Genomic DNA, 16770 nt, shown 5'->3' with positions numbered 1-16770 from the left:
CAACCGGGCGCACGCGTTGGCGCCAAACTGACGAGGAGGACGACATGTCCCAGATCACCCTCACCTTCCCCGATGGCAATTCGCGCGACTATGCGGCGGGCGTGACGCCTGCCGAAGTGGCCGCCTCCATTGCGCCCTCGCTTGCCAAAAAGGCAATCTCTGCCACTGTGAATGGCGCGCATTGGGATCTGGCCTGGCCGATCCCCACGGACGCCGCCATCGCCATCAACACCATGGCCGACGATGCGCCCGCGCTTGAACTCATTCGCCACGACCTTGCCCATATCATGGCGCGCGCCGTGCAAGCGATCTGGCCCGATGTCAAAGTGACGATCGGCCCCGTGCGCGACTACGGCTGGTTCTATGATTTCGACCGCGCCGAGCCGTTTACCCCCGAGGACCTCGGCCAGATCGAAGCGGAGATGAAGAAAATCATCAACGCCCGCGACGAGGTCACAACCGAAGTCTGGGACCGCGCCCGCGCGATCCGGCACTATGAGGACAAGGGCGAGCCGTTCAAGGTCGAGCTGATCAACCGCATCCCCGAGGGCGAGGACCTGCGGATGTATTGGCATGGCGACTGGCAGGATCTCTGCCGCGGTCCGCATTTGCAAAACACCGGCCAGGTGCCTGCCGATGGCTTCAAACTGACCCATGTGGCGGGGGCCTATTGGCTGGGCGACAGTTCGCGCCCGATGTTGCAGCGCATCTACGGCGTGGCGTTCAAGAACCGCAACGACCTGAAAGCCCATATGACCATGCTGGAGGAGGCCGCCAAACGCGACCACCGCAAGCTGGGCCGCGAAATGGACCTCTTTCACATGCAGGAAGAAGCACCGGGCCAGATTTTCTGGCATGCCAACGGCTGGAAAATCTACACCACGCTGCAGGACTACATGCGCCGCCAGCAGGAAAAGGACGGCTACGTCGAGGTGAACACCCCGCAAGTGGTCAACCGCAAGCTCTGGGAAGCCTCCGGTCACTGGGACAGCTATCAGGAAAACATGTTCATCGTCGAAGTGGACGAGGATCACGCGCGCGAAAAGACCGTGAACGCGCTCAAACCGATGAACTGCCCCTGCCACGTGCAGGTGTTCAACCACGGGCTGAAATCCTACCGCGATCTGCCGCTGCGCATGGCCGAATTCGGTTCGTGCAACCGCTACGAGCCTTCGGGCGCGCTGCATGGCATCATGCGCGTGCGCGGCTTTACCCAAGATGACGCGCATATTTTCTGCACCGATGCTCAGATCGAGCCGGAGACCAAAAAGTTCATCGAGTTCCTGTCGAAAATCTACGCCGAATTGGGCTTTCACGACTGGAAGATCAAACTGTCGACCCGCCCCGAAAAGCGGATCGGCACCGATGAAAGCTGGGATCAGGCCGAGGCGGCTTTGGGCAATGCCTGCCGCGCAGCGGGCTACGACTACGAATTGCAGCCCGGAGAAGGGGCGTTCTACGGCCCCAAACTGGAATTCGTTCTGACCGATGCGATCGGGCGCGACTGGCAGTGCGGCACGCTGCAAGTGGACCCCAACCTGCCCGAGCGGCTGGATGCAAGCTATATCGCAGCGGATGGTGAAAAGCACCGCCCGCTCATGCTGCACCGTGCGGTTCTGGGCAGTTTCGAGCGGTTCATCGGCATTCTGATCGAAAGCCACGCCGGCAAGCTGCCGTTCTGGATTGCGCCGCGTCAGGTCGTTGTCGCGTCGATCGTCTCCGAAGCCGATGACTATGTGAACGACGTGGTTGCCGCCCTCAAAGCGCGCGGTGTGCGTGCCGAGGCCGACACCCGCAACGAAAAGATCAACTACAAGGTCCGCGAGCACAGCCTTGGCAAGGTTCCGGTGATCTTGGCCGTGGGGAAGCGCGAGGTCGAGGAGCGCACCCTCTCCGTGCGGCGTCTGGGGGATAAGAACACCTCCGTCGAGACGCTCGACTCGATGCTGGACGCCCTTGCGATCGAGGCCACCGCGCCCGACCTGCGCTAGGATCCAAGACCCCCAAAGGGCCTCGCACTGCGGGGCCCTTTTGCGTTGCGCCTAAAGGCCCAGCAGGCGCGCTTGCAACCAGATGAGCGCCGGAAAGGCCGCAATCCACGCCCAAAAGAAGCGGTTCAACCCGAACAGACAGGCGTTCGCTGCGTGAAACAGGGCCGCAAGCGCGAGGCCCCAGAGCAGCGCGCGGGGCTGCAAAAGCGTCAGGGGGAACAAGACCTCAAACCCGATGACCGCCCAACTCATGGCCCACAGCAGGCGCGGATGTTGTGCCCAGCCGCGCAATCCTTCGCTCACGGGATAGGCCGAATAGGCAAACACATCGCGCAACGCCGCCCCGCTGCGCCAGTCGGGGTTGATCAGCTTGATCCAGCCCGACACAAGGTAGGACAGCACCAATTGCGCCGCGAGATAGGCCAGCGCCAGTTCCTGCCCCCCGCGCGTGGGCAAAACATGCGCAAGCCAGAGGGCAAAAAGCGCCAAGCTGCGCATTTTGTCGCTGCCGCCGTTGTAGGGGCCATTAAACCGCCACAGCGTCGCGCAGCTGGTGATGAGCAAGGCGCTCAGGACGACCGCAGGGGCAAGCCCGCCCAGCAAGGCGACAGAGAAAACGCCCTGCGCGGCAAAGAGGCGGCGCGTGCGCGGGCCATCCCCATTCCCGACCACATGTTCCAGCGCTTGCAAGACCAGTGCCACCGCCAGCAAGAGATCGCACAGCCGGCGCGCCTGATCGAAATCAAGGCTCACGCGCGGGCATCGAGCGCGATCAGATCGGACGTGAAATCCACGTCATGGCGCAACTCTTGCCCAGCGCGCCAGATGAAAATCAGACGAAACCGGAAGGCGGCGAGCGGCGCGCGCCCGGTGCGGGGCGCCTGCCAGAGCGCCTCCGACAGGCGGGCAGAAATTTCGTTGAAGCTGCGCGCACAGCGCCGTCCCTCTTCTTGGGCGGCAATCATGCGTTCGGCGCAGCTCACCAGATAGAGTTGCGCATTGCGATCGGGGTTCCAAAAAATCTGTGCAACCAGCGCCCCAAACGAGAGGCGGCGCGGCGCGGGGCGAAAGGCCTGCCAGTCCTGGACCTGCACCCATGCCCCATCGCTGCCCCGTTCAAAGCGCGCCACCTCGATCCGCGGCGAGGGGGCGACGGTTTTGAAAAACCGCCACGAGGGCAATAGCACCGGCAACAGCAATGAAAAAAGAAAGCTGAGATTGTTCAAAGACTGTCGCATGTTGCCGCCTGTCGCGCTTGGGAGCTTCTGTCCCTACGCCTAGCAAAACAACCTTAACGAAGCGTTTTTAGCGACCGTTCAGGTCAGCGCAGCCTGCACATCCTTACCCCATCCCAGCCAAAGCTGTCCCTTTGCCTCGATCACAGGGCGCTTCATCAACGCCGGATGCGCGATGATCAGATCAAGCGGATCCAGCGCGCGTTCCTCTTGCGACAAGCCCCGCCACGTCGTCGAGCGTGTGTTCAGTAGCGCCGCCCCGAAAGCGGCCTGAAACCGTTCCAGATCCGGGCGCGACACCGGGGTCTCGCGCACATCCTGCACGCCCACGCCAAGCATTTTCGACGCTTTGCGACAGGTGTCGCAGTTTTTCAGCCCATAAATCAGCATTTGCACAAGCCCTCGGCATCCCGACGCCAACCTTTGAGCGTCATCATTTTGTTGCTTGATTTTATAAAAGGATTCTCCAAACTTTAAATGGTGACCGCAGACTTTCTGGAATGACCGCCCTGATTTCGGGCAGACTACCTGTTTGGAAGACCCGCCGCACCGGACCGCCACATGTCGTGGGCGGCGTTACTTTGAGGAGACGACCCGCAATGCCTACCGGAACCGTGAAGTGGTTTAACACCACCAAAGGCTACGGCTTTATTGCCCCTGACGATGGTGGATCGGACGTTTTCGTCCATATTTCCGCCGTCGAACGCGCCGGAATGACCGGCCTCGCCGACAATATGAAGATCGGCTACGAGCTGCGTGAAGGCCGTGATGGCCGCGCATCTGCCACCGATCTTGAGGCCATCTGATCCGCCCTGCGGCTGATCAGGAAGCCCGTTCCCGAGACCGTCAGACCGCCGTCTTCCTCAAGCGCGGCGCAAAGATACCCCTCTGACACCACAAGGGCTTGACGATTTCACACCCCGCAGCACAAGTTGCGGGGTGTTTTATGCTGCGCTGCGATGCTGCGCGCCGGTCAGGAAAGGCCCCCACATGCCCCGTCTGCTTACCTTTGGCGATAGCAACACCTTTGGCACGCCCCCCGCCGATGTCTACGCCGAGGGCCAGCGCCTGCCCGAAGGCGCGCGCTGGCCACAGGTCTGCGCACAGGCGTTGGGACAAGCAGGCGTTGCTTGGGACCTTGTCGAGCAGGGCCTGCCCGGACGCACGACCGGACTGCCCGATCCGTTGATGGGCCCCCATATGGACGGGCGAATCGGGCTGTTCATCGCTCTTGAAAGCTGCGGACCGATTGATGCGGTGACGCTGATGCTCGGGACCAACGACTTCAAAACGCAATTTGATTCGCCTGCCCAAGACATCGCCGCGCGCATGGCCTTTCTGATCGAAGTCTGCCTCTCGGAGGAAATGCAGAACCGTCACGGCGGATTCGAGTGCTTCCTGATCTGCCCGCCTGCCGTCACGGATAATCCCGAATTTTCGGGGGCGGGGGAAAAATCACGCCTTCTGGCGCGGCTTTATGCGAGCTTGGCCGAACAATACGACATCCCTTTTCTCGATGCGGGAATGCATATCACGGTCAGCGATATCGACGGTGTCCATTTCGACGGTGCCGCCCATGCCACGCTGGGCAAAGCCGTCGCCGCCCATATTCTGGACGAGATCGAACAGCCTAGTTGAACAGCCCCAACAGAGCGCGGGTGATCATCACACCGCCCCAAGCCGACAGGCCGGTGACAAAAATGCCCCAAGCCACATCGACGTAGACCATGTGCGGCGACCAGCGTGCCATCACCGCATAGCTGGTGAATTCATAGGTGCCATAGGCCATCGCCCCGATCAGCGCCCCCTTCCACAGCGCAGGCCAGGCACTGCCCTCGCGCAGAGCCGGAAGAGAGGCGAGGATCAAAATTCCCGCGATGTAGAACAGGTAAAAGACGGCGGCCGGGCCGAGGCGAAAATCCTCGGCAAGCTGATCCCCCAAGGAGCGCACGAAGAGCGGGCGCATCACATGTTTGAGCATCACCGCGTCACAGCCCAAAAAAATCAGCGCCGTGGAAAAATAAAGAATGATGTACTGCACGTTGGGCCTCCGCCGATGACTGTTACGTCAGAGGATACGCAGCCCGACGGGAAACGGTTCAAAAATAACCGCTTACATTCCGTCCATTGCGGCGGGGACGCTGCCCATCTCGATCACGGTGGGGCTGGGCGCAAAGCTGTAGCTTTGCGTGGCGGGCATCACGACAGGCGCGACAGCCACCGCGGCGGACCCGCTGCGATCCACATACCCAAAGGCGTTGGGCGTGCCGCAGGCCACACTGCCAAAGCTGCGCACCGGCTGCAAACCGGCCGGGCAAAAATTCTCGACACCCGCCTCATAGGCGAAGGTTTTGACCGAAGGGTCGTAGGGCTGCGTCATATCCTGGGCGAAAGCGGGCGCGCCCAGCGTTGCGACACAGGCCATGACCAACACGGGTTTGAAAATAGACGTCATCTGAAAGCAACCTCCGGTAACTTGTTGCGCGCACGGGTTATCCACAGGTTAACCATAGCGCCCCGTGGAGGTAAAGCCGTGCAGGCTCAAGCGGTGCGAAACAATCTGGAGCTGTTGTTTCTGCACCCGACAAAATACCTCAGGCGCGCAGCAGCTCGCGCATCACGCAGGGCGGCCCTGCGTCCTGTGCGCCGCCCGCGCGCAGAACCTGCCGCCCGACCTCGCGCCACGCCTCCGCGTCAAAATCGGGGAAAAACGTATCCGCATCGGGCACCTCAAGGTCCACTTCCGAGACCAGCAAGCGATCCGCCTGCGGCAAAAGCGCGGCGTAAATCGCCTGCCCCCCCATGCCGTAAATCCGGTGATAGCCTGCGTCGCGCGCGACACACAGCGCCGCCTCAAGGCTGGTGCAACTGGCCCCGGCCCCGACGACCTCACTGCGCGAGACAACGATATTAAACCGGCTTTTCAAGGGCTTGACGGGCAGGCTTTCCCAAGTTCTGCGTCCCATGATCACCGCGCCCCCCATGGTTTCACGCCAAAATGCCTTGAGGTCTTCGGGAATATCCCATGGAATATCCCCGCCCCGCCCGATGGCCCCACCGCGCGCGCGCGCGACAATCAAAGAAATCATATCGCTCTCCTCAGACCGCGACGGGCGCTTTGATGGCAGGGTGCGGATCATAGCCCTCGAACTCGAAATCCTCGTAGCGGAAATCAAACAGGCTCTCGACCTTGCGCTTGATTTTCAACCTGGGCAACGGGCGGCTGTCGCGCGCCAATTGGGTTTCGACCTGTTCGACATGGTTGCTGTAAATATGCGCATCGCCCATCGAATGCACGAAATCCCCCGCCTCATAGCCGGTCACATGCGCCAGCATTTCCAGCAGCAAGGCGTAGGAGGCAATGTTGAAGGGCACCCCCAGAAACATGTCCGCCGAGCGCTGGTAGAGCTGCAAATGCAGCTTGCCGCCGAGCACGCGCACCTGCCACAGGGTATGACAGGGCGGCAGCGCCATTTGATCCACTTCTCCCGGATTCCACGCCGAGACGATCATGCGCCGGCTGTCGGGTTTGGTGCGGATCGTGGTCAGCAAATCCTTGATCTGATCGACCTCGCCCATCAAGGCGCGGGTGCCTGTGTCATCTCCGACCACCTCAAGCACCTTGGGAAAATGGCGCCACTGATGGCCATAGACCGGCCCCAGATCGCCGTTCTCATCCGCCCATTCGTCCCAGATGCGCACCCCGTTGTCCTTGAGGTATTTGATGTTGGTATCACCCGACAGAAACCACAAAAGTTCATGGATGATGGAGCGCAGGTGCAGCTTTTTCGTCGTAACCAGCGGAAAGCCGTCGGACAGGCGATACCGCTGTTGCAGGCCGAAATAGGAAATCGTGCCGGTGCCCGTGCGGTCTGTCGAAACAATCCCATGATCGCGCACGGTGCGCAAAGCGTCCAAATATTGCTGCATGTGATCTCCTTTCGCGCTCCAGTCTCGCGCCTGCTTGGCCCAATTCGCTTCAGACCTGCAAGCCCCAAAGCCCCCGTTGAAGGCCTTGAACGAGGCGCGCGATGCCCGCGCCACGTCACTCTTCTGCCACACAGCACTGTGAAAGACCAAGGCCCTTTGCGCCTCTGGTTGTGCCGCTACGCTGCCGTTGTAGGGTATGCGAAAGAATTATCGGGTGCCCCTATGTCGAATACAAAATACCTTCTGCTCGCTGCTCTTTTTCTCGGCGCGTGCGATTCCTCAACCAACCCGATTTTCTACGATGAGACCGCTGTGGATGACAGCGCGACCGGCGACACCACAGAAGACCCCAGCGGAATCACGGGAGATGATTTGCCGGCGGGAACCGCCTCCCCCTCGAAAAACAGCGCGATTATTCGCACCGCGGTTGACGGGGAAGCCGATGTGGTAAGTTACGACGCGAGCACCCGGGTCCTGACGATCGAAAACCTGCCCTTCGATGGCGACGGGAATTACCAGCGCTCCGCCGACTATGACACCGGAGCGACCGGGGGCGCCGGGACAACGGCCGGCGGCTACGGCGTTTTTGAAAACGCCAATATCGAGGAACGCCGCGCGTATCATGCGATCTATGGCACGGGCGATACCGGCACGCGCTTTGCCATCGTGGGCACGGGGGCCTATGAAGACTACGGATATAGCGGTTACACATACCAGCGCGACGCCGGCATCACGATCCCGACCAGTGGTCAGGCCACGTTCAACGGGGGCTACGCGGGCATCATGGTGTTCGACACCTCCAATGATGACGATTCAACCAATAACGTGCCGCTGCATTTCACCGAAGGAAACGTGTCCTTTACCGCCGATTTCACGGATTTTATCGCAAGCGACGCAGTCGAAGGCGTGGTGACTGACCGTTACCTCTACGATCAGAACGGCAACACCATTGCGACGATGGATGACCTGTTTTTGCAAGGGTCGGGGATTACGGCTGCGGGTGAAATGACATCGACCATAAGCTTGGAAGACACCACAACCGATGTCGCCGGAAACGATGGCAACTGGTACGCCCTGCTTTCGGGGGATCCCTCCCTCGGCGGCGCGGAACTTGTCGGGATCATCACGCTGAACGGCACTGTGATCAGCGGGACCAGCAACGGGCAGGACCTGAGCGGCTTTGACTTCAACGAGACCGGGGGCTTCATTGCTGTTCAACAGGAGTGATCGACACCGCTCCTGCCGGCTTGCACGCCCGATCCGCAGCCTTGTTTTATGCGCCACGCTCGGCCTTGGTGCCCTGCCCGCCCAAGCGACAGAACCCCTGCGCCTGAGCCCTGTCGCCACGCTGCAGCTGGGCGGCGAGAGCTTGGCAAACGGGGATGCCCGCACCGCGCTCTTCCTTGCAAATGCCTATCTCGACAATATCGGCGAGTCCTTTCTGGCGCGGTTTTTGCAAGCGCGTGCAGCGGGCGAGCTTGGCACATGGGACACCGCGCTGATTGGCGCAAAACGGGCCTATGCCCTTGCCAGCACCGACGGTGAGCGCCGCAACTCGGCCCGCCTTGCCGGACGCGCCGCCGCCAAGCTGGATCGCAACTTTTCCTCGAAAATCTGGCTGCGGCGGGCCTTTCAAAACAGCGCGACCCCCTTTGAAAAAGCCCGCGACCTTGCAGATTTTCGCATTATCGACGCGCGCGACCCGATCACGCGCCATATTTCGTTCGGGATCGCGCCCAATTCAAACATCAACAACGGCGCACAATCGCCCGCTTTGACGATAGACGGGTATCCCGACCTTGGGTGGGAAATTTCCAACACGGGCCAAGCCCTGTCGGGAACCACCGCAAGTATTGACGCAGCGCTTGGGTTTCAGATCGCGCGCAGGGAGCGCACCCGCCTGAGTTTGGGGGTCCACGGCGCAACACGGCTCAATCGCCTTTCGAAATCCGCGCGCGCTCTGGCGCCGATGGCCAAAGGATCGGATTTCGACACCAGCCTTTTGGGGCTGCGTTTCGACCTCGTGCATCTGCTCGCTCTGGGCGCCCAGCCCTACCAGATATCGCTGTACACGGATGCCTCCACACAAAACTTTGGACATCGCCCCTACAAAACGGCGCTGACCGTCGGGGGCCAAGTGCAAACGCGTGTCGGGACCGCAACGCAGGGCCTTGCCGCCTCCCTCAGCCGCGAAACCGCGCAGCGTGCGGACACGCCTGCGCGGTTTGTCCTGCGCGCCTCGCCCTTTGTTGCCGTCAAACAGCCCGGCGGCACGCTCACCGTCACCGCCAATGTCGAACAGGTCCGCAGCGCGGCGCGGGCTCAGCAAAGCTTTCTCGCCGGTGGGAGCGTCAGTTTCGATCTGGCCGAAAACATCGGCCCGCTGCACCTGCGCTTTGGGGTCGCGGCCTACCGGCGCGAGACGCCGCATTATGCGCAGTTTCCCTTTGGCGAAATTGAAGGCGGGCGGAGCGATATGACGACCTCGGCCCAGATCAATGCCACCTTCAGCGATACAAGCTACTATGGCTTCTCGCCCGAGCTTGGCCTTGTGTATCGGCACACCAATTCCAATGTGTCGCGCTATGACACGTCGGAAATCGGCCTTGGCCTGTCCTTTCGCTCGGCCTTTTGAGGCTGCGCTGGTTTTTGGCAATAAACGCGCTAGGCTGTGCCTGACACAACAGGAGTTTGCCATGACCACCCGCTACTTGCACACGATGGTGCGCGTTCTTGACCTCGAGAAAACCATGGCGTTTTTCGCCCTGCTCGGCCTGCGCGAAATCCGTCGGATCGACAACGAAAAGGGCCGCTTCAGCCTTATTTTCATGGCCGCGGAGGGACAGGACGAATGCCCCGTTGAGCTGACCTACAATTGGGATGGCGATGATGCACTGCCCGATGACAGCCGCCATTTCGGCCATCTCGCCTATGCGGTCGACAATATTTACGACATGTGCGAGACGCTGCAAAAAGCCGGTGTGGTGATCAACCGCCCGCCGCGCGACGGGCATATGGCCTTTGTGCGTTCGCCCGACAATGTGTCCATCGAGCTGCTGCAAGCTGGTGATGCCCTGCCCGCGCAAGAGCCTTGGGCCTCGATGGAAAACACCGGACATTGGTAATGGCGGGGCGCGCGCGGCCTGCTTCAGCGCTGCGCGCCTCGTGCTGCGCACTGGCGCGCTTCAAACTGGCGCGCTTCAAACTGGCCCGCTGCGCACTCGTTTGGGGGGCGCTGGCGTTGGGGGCTGTGACGGGCGGCGCGCTGCCCGCGCAGGCCGCCTGCCGCCAGGCCCTTGCGCTTGGGCTGGATGTCTCGGGCTCGGTCGATGCGGACGAATGGCGCCACCAGATGGACGGGTTGGCGCAAGCCTTGGGCGATCCGGACGTGATACGCGCCTTTACGGCGCACCCGGACGCGCCGGTGGCTCTCTATATTTATGAGTGGGCGGGGATCGGCAGTCGACGGGTGTTGAGCGACTGGCGCGATGTGACCTCCGCGCAGGTCTTGGGCGATATCGCCGCGACCCTGCGCGCGACACCCCGCCAGCCCCATGATCCCGCGACCGCCCTTGGAGAGGCCATGGCATTTGGCGCCAGCGCCCTTTTGCAGCGCAGCGACTGTTGGCAACTCACTCTGGACATCTCCGCCGATGGCGCATCGAATGCGGGACCGCGCCCGCGCGATATCCGCGCGCAACGCCCGCTTCAAAACATCACCATAAACGGCCTGCTCGTCGGGGACCCTGTTGGGGAGCCGGTCGGGGAGACAGCCGCGGGCAGCCTCAGCGCCTATTTCAACGCCGAAGTGATCCAGGGTCTCGACGCGTTTGTCGAAACGGCAGCCGGATATCGCGCCTATCGCGCGGCGATGACCCGCAAACTGCTGCGCGAATTGCAAACCGTCCCCATGGGTCGGGCCCCGACAGGCGCTGTCCCAAAACAGCAGGCACAGTCCGCGACACGACCACAGGCCCAACCACAGGCCCGACCACAGGCACACGACGACACATAAGCGACAGTGTGCAAACACCTGCCAGGATGTGACGCCACAGGCGCACAGCGCAGGCCCGGTGCAGGTCATCACCAGCAACAGCTACAACAGTCCAATGTCAGGGTGGGGGCGGAAACATTCGTGCAGGTTTTGGCGTCGTCCTGAGGAAACAGGCAGGGCCGAAAACGCAGCGGTTCCGGTCTATGTGATCCGACGGCCGTTCTGGCGTCGCGATCTTGGCTGACCTCGCGTTCAACACGCAGGTCCGCGCAGTTTGGCTTAGTAAATGTAACGGATCTGGTCCGTCCAATACCGCTCGACACGGCGCAGCGAGGTGTTGATGCTGTCGATACCGTCTTGTGACAGAACCCCGCGTCCCTCAAGGCCCTCTGCGTGGCGCTCGAACAGATCGGCCACCGTATCGCGGACATGGCAGCCCTTTTCGGTCAGTTTGACGCGCACCGAACGCCGGTCGATTTCGCAGCGTTGATGGTGCATATACCCCATATCAACCAGCTTCTTGAGGTTATAGCTGACGTTCGAGCCTTGATAGTAACCACGGGTTTTCAATTCGCCCGCCGTCACTTCGTTCTCGCCGATGTTGAACAACAACAGGGCTTGCACCGCGTTGATCTCCAGAACGCCCACGCGTTCGAATTCATCCTTGATCACGTCAAGAAGCAGACGATGCAGCCGTTCCACAAGGGACAGCGCATCAAGATATTGGTTCATGAAGCTTGCGTCGGCAGGCTTTGGAATTGGTGAATGCATACTCATATATTTCTCCGGCATGACTGCTCAGATCATATATTCGCCGCAATTTCCCAAAATTCAGTTAAACCAAACCAAGTATTAGAATTTTTTCATTTTTTCCTGATTTCTAAGCTCCGCGCGGCGTGCCGCTGGTGGTTGTCACGGCAAAATTCTTGAGCTTTGTCAGCATGGGGGCCAGCTCTGCGGGCATCTCGGATTGTCCAGTCATCCACGACAGCAAATCCTGATCATGCTCGTTCATCGCCGTCTCGAACTCATCCAGTTCCGCCGGGCTCATCGTTGCCAGATGCGCATCCGCGTAGCCGCCGATCACCAGATCCATTTCCTTGATCCCGCGACGCCACGCCCGGATTTTCAAGCGTTTGACGCGTGTCTCGGTGGTTTCTGTGGTCATGGGGGCCTCCTGTCAGCTTTCTCTTCCTAGCCTGCACATGGATCGCGTTCAAGACACAGCAAGCGCCTTGAACGCGCGCGTGCCGCGTCTTAGGAATGAACAAAACCACAATGCGCGAGAATGCCATGTCCTTTTTGTCCAACAGCCTGTCGCGCGTCAAACCCTCCCCCACGATGGCGATTACGGGCCTTGCGCAGGAATTGCAGGCGGCAGGGCGCGATATCATCGGCCTCTCGGCGGGCGAGCCGGATTTCGACACGCCCGATCATATCGCGCGCGCAGGCATCGCCGCGATCGAAGCCGGCAAGACGCGCTACACGGCGGTCGATGGCACCAGCGAGTTGAAACAGGCGATCTGTGCCAAATTCGCGCGTGACAACGATCTGACGTATCACCCCGACCAGATCACCATTTCCTCGGGCGGCAAACAGGTGCTGTTCAACGCGCTCAAAGCCACGCTGAACGCGGGCGACGAGGTGGTGATCCCCGCGCCCTATTGGGTGTCCTACCCCGACATGGTGGAAATGTGCGGCGGCACGCCGGTAATCGTCCCTTGCCCGATCGAGACGCGGTTCAAACTGACACCGGCGCAGCTGCGCAACGCGATCACGCCAAAAACCAAATGGCTGATCTTCAACTCGCCCTCCAATCCCACGGGCGCGGGCTACACGCGCGCGGAGTTGCAGGCACTGACGGATGTGCTGCTGGACTTTCCCCATGTCTGGGTGATGAGCGACGACATGTACGAACATCTCGCCTTTGACGGCTTCGAGTTCTGCACGCCTGCGCAGGTCGAGCCGCAGCTTTTCGAGCGCACCCTGACAGTGAACGGCATGTCCAAAGCCTATTGCATGACCGGCTGGCGTATCGGCTACGCGGGCGGTCCCAAAGTGCTGATCGACGCCATGCGCAAGGTGCAAAGCCAGACCACATCTAACCCCTGTTCGATTTCGCAAGCCGCCTCGGTGGCGGGTCTGAACGGACCGCATGATTTCATCGCGCGCCACAACGAGGCCTTTGTGCGGCGGCGCAATCTGGTGGTCGCGCGGCTGAACGCCATCGACGGGATCGCCTGCCCTACCCCTGAAGGCGCGTTCTACGTGTATCCCGACATTTCCGGCCTGATGGGCAAGACCAGCGCGGGCGGCAAATTCATGGCCACGGATGAGGATTTCGCCACGGCCCTGTTGGAAGAAACCGGCGTGGCGGTGGTGTTTGGCGCGGCCTTCGGGCTTTCGCCCAACTTTCGCATCAGCTACGCTACTTCGGATGACGCCTTGGCCGAGGCCTGCACGCGGATCGAAACCTTTTGCGCAGGACTGACCTGACGCCACTTTTCCCAAAGGGGACCGCCCCGCAAAGGACGACTGACCGCATGAGCGCCGACCTTCCCGAATTCTATTTCCGCGTCCGTGAAAACGGCGCCTTCGTGTTTCGCGTGGACACCGAAAACCGCCAGCGCCGGATCGAAATGGACCAGATCGCGGTGATCAACATCAAAAACGGCGAAGTCAAACCCCACGGCGGGCGCAGCCTGTCGGAGGAGGAATTGCGCGTCATCGACGACTGGGTGAAGGAGCGCACCGATCTTTTGGCGAAGCGCGACATCGACGATCTGATGCGCGCGGTGGACTATCTGAATTTCACCGCCCATTGGGCGCAAAGCCGCGCCACGGACGCGCAGCTTGAGGATGTCACGGACGCGATTTTGCTGGCCATGCACGACCTGCGCACGGTTCTGGTGCGCAAGAAAGCCGATCGTATGCTGCGTGCACAGGACACGCAGGGTTAGTCGCTTGCGTGCGCAAGACACGCAGGATTAAAGCTTTGCGTGCGCAAGACACGCAGGGTTAACGGATTACGCCGACCTTGGGCACTTGGATGACCCAAAAGCGGTGCATCAGGAACACGCCCGCCACCAAAAGCCCCACCGCAAGGCCAAGCCAGACCCCGACAGCGCCCAGCCCGAGCGGAAAGCCGAACACATAGCTCGCGCTCAAGCCAACGCCCCAATAGGAAAAGATCGCAAAGGCCATCGGCACTCTGGTGTCCTGCATCCCGCGCAACAGATTGACAGCCGTCACCTGGAGCGCATCGCCCAACTGGAACAGTGCCGCCATCCCCAGCAACACCGTGCCCGTCGCCAACACCGCGCCGTACTGCGGGTCGTCACGGCTGAGGAAAACGCTGACCAGATGTTCACCGACCCCCAAAAAGAGCACGATGACCAGCACAGCGACCGCCCCCGCCAGCAAGAGCGCCGCACGCGCGACGCGCTTCAGTCCCTCGGCATCGTCGCGCCCGAATGCCGCGCCAGCGCGCACCGTGGCCGCTTGGGCAAGGCCGATGTGCAGCATGAAACAGGCGGCGGCAATATCCAGCGCGATCCCATGCGCGGCCAGTTCGATCACACCGATCCATCCGACCAGAATCGACGCCGCCGTGAACAGGCCCACTTCGGCAACCGAGGTCAGCCCGATGGGCCAGCCCAATTTGAACACCAGCCCCATTTCGTGCCAGTCGGGACGCCAGAACCGCACCCACAACTGGTGCTCGGGGCGCACGCGCCCCGCGTAGATCGCCAGCAACAGCATCGAAACGGTCTGGGCAATGACGCTGGCCAGGGCCGCGCCCTGCACGCCCATCTCCGGCGCGCCCCAATTGCCGAAAATCAGCGCGTAGTTCATCAGCCCGTTGGCAACCAGCGCCCCCACCGTCAGCCAGAGCGAGACGGCCGTTTTTTCCAGCGCCGCGAGGTAGGATTTCAACACGGCGATGACCAGCGCAGGGATGACGCCAAAGGCAAAGATGCGCAGATAGTCCTGCGCGAGGGCCGCGACTTCGGGCTTTTGCCCCAAAGCGCGCAGAATCGCCCCGCCCTGCCACATGATCGGCAACACCGCGAGGCCACAGCCCACCGACAGCCAGATCGCCATACGGGTGGCGCGCCGGATCACGACTTCGTCGCCGCGCGCCTCGGCCGCCGCAACGATCGGCATCAAGGCAAAGCCGAAACCGAACAGCGTGATCAAAAACACAAAGGCCAACCCGCCGCCGACAACACTCGCCGCCAGGGCGGTCACATCGTACCAGCCAAGCATGATGGTATCGAGCAATTTGACCCCGAATTGCGCCAGTTGCACGCCGACAAGCGGCAGGCCCAGCACCAAAAGGGCGCGCAGGTCGTCGCGCTTTACCAGCGGCGCGCGCGAAGAACGGGGGGCAGGATCGGGCAACACGGTCATCTCGGATCTCACATTTCAAGCAAACAGGGCAGCCCCCCCAAAGGGCGGTTGCAAAGGCACAGACGGGCGGGGCAAGAACGCGCAAGCCACGTCGGGCCGCGCGTGATAGCCCAAGCGCGCCCGCACACCAAGCGCGATCCGCGCAAGAGCGCTCTCGCCCTCCTAGCGTTTTTTATCAATCAGTCAAGAAAACACTGCCCCTCAGGAGAACACTGCCCCTCAGGAAATCTCTGGCCGTCGGGAAATCCGGGGCTGCGGGGGGCGCAGCATCGGGACAGATTGCTACTGGATGCCCGCGTAGCGGTGGCCCAAACGCAGCGGCGTGTAGCGGTCGCGCGCCAGCATCGTGCTTGCATTGCCCCCCACCGGCACAACGTAGCGGATGTAACCGGTCAGGTCGTTGTAACCATCCTCATCGCGGTAGCTCCACGGCGCTTGTGTCCACTCCAACCCGAAGAAATAGGGCGAATGGAACAGCTTGAGTTCCGCCGAACCGGTCACAAGCACGCCGCTTTCATCAACCATCGTCCCGGCACGCACGACCAGATCGTCGAAATAATACCAACTCTTTTCCGCCAGAGCATAGGCCGTCAACGCATCGCGCCCCGCCACGCGTTCAGGCTGTGCCAAGGCACCGATGCCCGCCATCAATCGCAGCGACGAACGCTCCTCAAAGGTCTGGCGCGCATAAAACCCGTCCAACGTAACGGTGCGGTCCTGCGCCCAGTCAAGCCGCCCGCCCCAGCCGCTTTGCACGTGGCCCTCTGTGCCAAAGCTCAGGTATTCGGCGGCGGCAAGCGGCGGGTAGGTGCCGGTCCAATCCTCGTTGCGCACGCCTGTGCGGATTTTGACGCGCACCCCGTCGCGCGGATCGCTTGGCGAGCGCCACGTCAGCCCGCTATCGAGGGCAAAAATATCGTTATCCGAGCGGTCTCCGCCCTCGTAATTTGCCCCCGGGGCCGGCACGGTGGTGCGCGCCGTATAGATCGTCGTGGTGTCGAGTTCCTGCGCACAGGCCATGCCGCCCGCAATGGCCGCCGCGCCCAACATCACACCCGCGCCCACCAATGTCCGCAACTTGCCCATGCCTTGCTCTCCGAAAAAGATTCCAACCGTAGGGCATAGCCTAGCGTGCGCCGCGCCGACCGCCAGAGGCCGCGCCAGAAATTCATCCAGCGTTGCCCGCCTGCCGCCGCCAAGCTGCCGC

The 16770-nt window shown here is 61.6% G+C and carries 20 protein-coding genes; 9 read left to right on the top strand and 11 right to left on the bottom strand.

Annotation, left to right across the window (positions count from 1 at the left end; all coding sequences use genetic code 11):
- The first annotated feature begins 44 nt into the window (after positions 1-44).
- Entirely contained in the window at positions 45-1991 is a 1947-nt protein-coding gene (gene thrS, locus AQS8620_RS10620) for a threonine--tRNA ligase (protein ID WP_085836910.1), read from the top strand.
- Positions 1992-2042: 51 nt separating this feature from the next.
- Here the strand turns inward: thrS and AQS8620_RS10615 are convergent, their stop codons facing one another.
- The 3 genes from AQS8620_RS10615 to AQS8620_RS10605 all read right to left on the bottom strand — a co-directional run bounded on the left by AQS8620_RS10615 (position 2043) and on the right by AQS8620_RS10605 (position 3616).
- Positions 2043-2744 (bottom strand): HTTM domain-containing protein, encoded by a 702-nt coding sequence (locus AQS8620_RS10615; RefSeq protein WP_085836862.1) that lies wholly within the window; start codon positions 2742-2744, stop codon positions 2043-2045.
- Positions 2741-3229 (bottom strand): hypothetical protein, encoded by a 489-nt coding sequence (locus tag AQS8620_RS10610; protein WP_143267499.1) that lies wholly within the window; start codon positions 3227-3229, stop codon positions 2741-2743. The genes AQS8620_RS10615 and AQS8620_RS10610 overlap by 4 nt, the downstream gene beginning before the upstream one ends.
- Before the next feature lie 78 nt (positions 3230-3307).
- The gene (locus tag AQS8620_RS10605) at positions 3308-3616 is read right to left on the bottom strand and encodes an arsenate reductase family protein (protein WP_085836860.1); all 309 of its coding nucleotides are present in this window, start codon (positions 3614-3616) and stop codon (positions 3308-3310) included.
- Positions 3617-3825: 209 nt separating this feature from the next.
- Here AQS8620_RS10605 and AQS8620_RS10600 point away from each other — a divergent pair, with 209 nt between their 5' ends.
- Both AQS8620_RS10600 and AQS8620_RS10595 read left to right on the top strand, forming a co-directional pair.
- Positions 3826-4032, top strand: a complete 207-nt coding sequence (locus AQS8620_RS10600) for a cold-shock protein (protein WP_085836859.1) — start codon at positions 3826-3828, stop codon at positions 4030-4032.
- Between the two features lie 184 nt (positions 4033-4216).
- Positions 4217-4864 carry a GDSL-type esterase/lipase family protein gene (locus tag AQS8620_RS10595; protein WP_085836858.1) on the top strand — a complete coding sequence of 216 codons (648 nt, stop codon included), beginning with the start codon at positions 4217-4219 and terminating at the stop codon, positions 4862-4864.
- On the opposite strand, the gene AQS8620_RS10590 is transcribed toward AQS8620_RS10595, so the two are convergent.
- The 4 genes from AQS8620_RS10590 to AQS8620_RS10575 form a co-directional block, all read right to left on the bottom strand.
- Positions 4857-5267 (bottom strand): DUF2177 family protein, encoded by a 411-nt coding sequence (locus tag AQS8620_RS10590; RefSeq protein ID WP_085836857.1) that lies wholly within the window; start codon positions 5265-5267, stop codon positions 4857-4859. The two genes, AQS8620_RS10595 and AQS8620_RS10590, sit on opposite strands and share 8 nt — an antisense overlap.
- A 72-nt stretch (positions 5268-5339) precedes the next feature.
- Positions 5340-5681 carry a hypothetical protein gene (locus tag AQS8620_RS10585; RefSeq protein ID WP_085836856.1) on the bottom strand — a complete coding sequence of 114 codons (342 nt, stop codon included), beginning with the start codon at positions 5679-5681 and terminating at the stop codon, positions 5340-5342.
- Between the two features lie 139 nt (positions 5682-5820).
- The gene (locus AQS8620_RS10580) at positions 5821-6315 is read right to left on the bottom strand and encodes a dihydrofolate reductase (RefSeq protein WP_085836855.1); all 495 of its coding nucleotides are present in this window, start codon (positions 6313-6315) and stop codon (positions 5821-5823) included.
- Positions 6316-6325: 10 nt separating this feature from the next.
- Positions 6326-7156 (bottom strand): thymidylate synthase, encoded by an 831-nt coding sequence (locus AQS8620_RS10575; protein WP_085836854.1) that lies wholly within the window; start codon positions 7154-7156, stop codon positions 6326-6328.
- A 222-nt stretch (positions 7157-7378) separates the two neighbouring features.
- Here AQS8620_RS10575 and AQS8620_RS10570 point away from each other — a divergent pair, with 222 nt between their 5' ends.
- From AQS8620_RS10570 to AQS8620_RS10555, 4 genes are all read left to right on the top strand, one after another.
- Positions 7379-8383 carry a hypothetical protein gene (locus tag AQS8620_RS10570; RefSeq protein ID WP_085836853.1) on the top strand — a complete coding sequence of 335 codons (1005 nt, stop codon included), beginning with the start codon at positions 7379-7381 and terminating at the stop codon, positions 8381-8383.
- Positions 8364-9791, top strand: coding sequence for a hypothetical protein (locus AQS8620_RS10565; RefSeq protein ID WP_085836852.1), 1428 nt, complete (start codon positions 8364-8366; stop codon positions 9789-9791). The genes AQS8620_RS10570 and AQS8620_RS10565 overlap by 20 nt, the downstream gene beginning before the upstream one ends.
- Before the next feature lie 61 nt (positions 9792-9852).
- Positions 9853-10281 carry a VOC family protein gene (locus AQS8620_RS10560; RefSeq protein WP_085836851.1) on the top strand — a complete coding sequence of 143 codons (429 nt, stop codon included), beginning with the start codon at positions 9853-9855 and terminating at the stop codon, positions 10279-10281.
- Positions 10281-11171, top strand: a complete 891-nt coding sequence (locus AQS8620_RS10555; protein ID WP_085836850.1) for a DUF1194 domain-containing protein — start codon at positions 10281-10283, stop codon at positions 11169-11171. The genes AQS8620_RS10560 and AQS8620_RS10555 overlap by 1 nt, the downstream gene beginning before the upstream one ends.
- 258 nt (positions 11172-11429) lie before the next feature.
- Here the strand turns inward: AQS8620_RS10555 and AQS8620_RS10550 are convergent, their stop codons facing one another.
- Both AQS8620_RS10550 and AQS8620_RS10545 read right to left on the bottom strand, forming a co-directional pair.
- Positions 11430-11927: a MarR family winged helix-turn-helix transcriptional regulator gene (locus AQS8620_RS10550; RefSeq protein ID WP_085836909.1), complete on the bottom strand. Its 498-nt coding sequence runs from the start codon at positions 11925-11927 to the stop codon at positions 11430-11432.
- 103 nt (positions 11928-12030) lie between these two features.
- Positions 12031-12318 carry a succinate dehydrogenase assembly factor 2 gene (locus AQS8620_RS10545; RefSeq protein ID WP_085836849.1) on the bottom strand — a complete coding sequence of 96 codons (288 nt, stop codon included), beginning with the start codon at positions 12316-12318 and terminating at the stop codon, positions 12031-12033.
- A gap of 125 nt (positions 12319-12443) precedes the next feature.
- Here AQS8620_RS10545 and AQS8620_RS10540 point away from each other — a divergent pair, with 125 nt between their 5' ends.
- Both AQS8620_RS10540 and AQS8620_RS10535 read left to right on the top strand, forming a co-directional pair.
- On the top strand, positions 12444-13646 hold the full coding sequence (locus AQS8620_RS10540) for a pyridoxal phosphate-dependent aminotransferase (RefSeq protein WP_085836908.1): 1203 nt from the start codon (positions 12444-12446) through the stop codon (positions 13644-13646).
- Positions 13647-13693: 47 nt separating this feature from the next.
- Positions 13694-14110: a hypothetical protein gene (locus AQS8620_RS10535; protein ID WP_085836848.1), complete on the top strand. Its 417-nt coding sequence runs from the start codon at positions 13694-13696 to the stop codon at positions 14108-14110.
- Positions 14111-14168: 58 nt separating this feature from the next.
- Here the strand turns inward: AQS8620_RS10535 and AQS8620_RS10530 are convergent, their stop codons facing one another.
- Complete coding sequence (locus AQS8620_RS10530) at positions 14169-15563, bottom strand: MATE family efflux transporter (RefSeq protein ID WP_085836847.1); 1395 nt, start codon at positions 15561-15563, stop codon at positions 14169-14171.
- 282 nt (positions 15564-15845) lie between these two features.
- The gene (locus AQS8620_RS10525) at positions 15846-16649 is read right to left on the bottom strand and encodes a hypothetical protein (RefSeq protein ID WP_085836846.1); all 804 of its coding nucleotides are present in this window, start codon (positions 16647-16649) and stop codon (positions 15846-15848) included.
- Between the last annotated feature and the right edge of the window lie 121 nt (positions 16650-16770).

Source organism: Aquimixticola soesokkakensis, assembly GCF_900172375.1.
GTDB lineage: Bacteria > Pseudomonadota > Alphaproteobacteria > Rhodobacterales > Rhodobacteraceae > Aquimixticola > Aquimixticola soesokkakensis.
This window is presented reverse-complemented; position numbering and strand designations above follow the sequence as displayed.

Bases quoted from the DNA above. Each gene is read 5' to 3' on its own strand.
- AQS8620_RS10605 (WP_085836860.1), bottom strand. From the start codon at position 3,616: ATGCTGATTTATGGGCTGAAAAACTGCGACACCTGTCGCAAAGCGTCG.
- AQS8620_RS10560 (WP_085836851.1), top strand. From the start codon at position 9,853: ATGACCACCCGCTACTTGCACACGATGGTGCGCGTTCTTGACCTCGAG.
- AQS8620_RS10610 (WP_143267499.1), bottom strand. From the start codon at position 3,229: ATGCGACAGTCTTTGAACAATCTCAGCTTTCTTTTTTCATTGCTGTTG.
- AQS8620_RS10575 (WP_085836854.1), bottom strand. From the start codon at position 7,156: ATGCAGCAATATTTGGACGCTTTGCGCACCGTGCGCGATCATGGGATT.
- AQS8620_RS10545 (WP_085836849.1), bottom strand. From the start codon at position 12,318: ATGACCACAGAAACCACCGAGACACGCGTCAAACGCTTGAAAATCCGG.
- AQS8620_RS10550 (WP_085836909.1), bottom strand. From the start codon at position 11,927: ATGAGTATGCATTCACCAATTCCAAAGCCTGCCGACGCAAGCTTCATG.
- thrS (WP_085836910.1), top strand. From the start codon at position 45: ATGTCCCAGATCACCCTCACCTTCCCCGATGGCAATTCGCGCGACTAT.
- AQS8620_RS10535 (WP_085836848.1), top strand. From the start codon at position 13,694: ATGAGCGCCGACCTTCCCGAATTCTATTTCCGCGTCCGTGAAAACGGC.
- AQS8620_RS10555 (WP_085836850.1), top strand. From the start codon at position 10,281: ATGGCGGGGCGCGCGCGGCCTGCTTCAGCGCTGCGCGCCTCGTGCTGC.
- AQS8620_RS10530 (WP_085836847.1), bottom strand. From the start codon at position 15,563: ATGACCGTGTTGCCCGATCCTGCCCCCCGTTCTTCGCGCGCGCCGCTG.
- AQS8620_RS10595 (WP_085836858.1), top strand. From the start codon at position 4,217: ATGCCCCGTCTGCTTACCTTTGGCGATAGCAACACCTTTGGCACGCCC.
- AQS8620_RS10570 (WP_085836853.1), top strand. From the start codon at position 7,379: ATGTCGAATACAAAATACCTTCTGCTCGCTGCTCTTTTTCTCGGCGCG.
- AQS8620_RS10525 (WP_085836846.1), bottom strand. From the start codon at position 16,649: ATGGGCAAGTTGCGGACATTGGTGGGCGCGGGTGTGATGTTGGGCGCG.
- AQS8620_RS10585 (WP_085836856.1), bottom strand. From the start codon at position 5,681: ATGACGTCTATTTTCAAACCCGTGTTGGTCATGGCCTGTGTCGCAACG.
- AQS8620_RS10540 (WP_085836908.1), top strand. From the start codon at position 12,444: ATGTCCTTTTTGTCCAACAGCCTGTCGCGCGTCAAACCCTCCCCCACG.
- AQS8620_RS10580 (WP_085836855.1), bottom strand. From the start codon at position 6,315: ATGATTTCTTTGATTGTCGCGCGCGCGCGCGGTGGGGCCATCGGGCGG.
- AQS8620_RS10600 (WP_085836859.1), top strand. From the start codon at position 3,826: ATGCCTACCGGAACCGTGAAGTGGTTTAACACCACCAAAGGCTACGGC.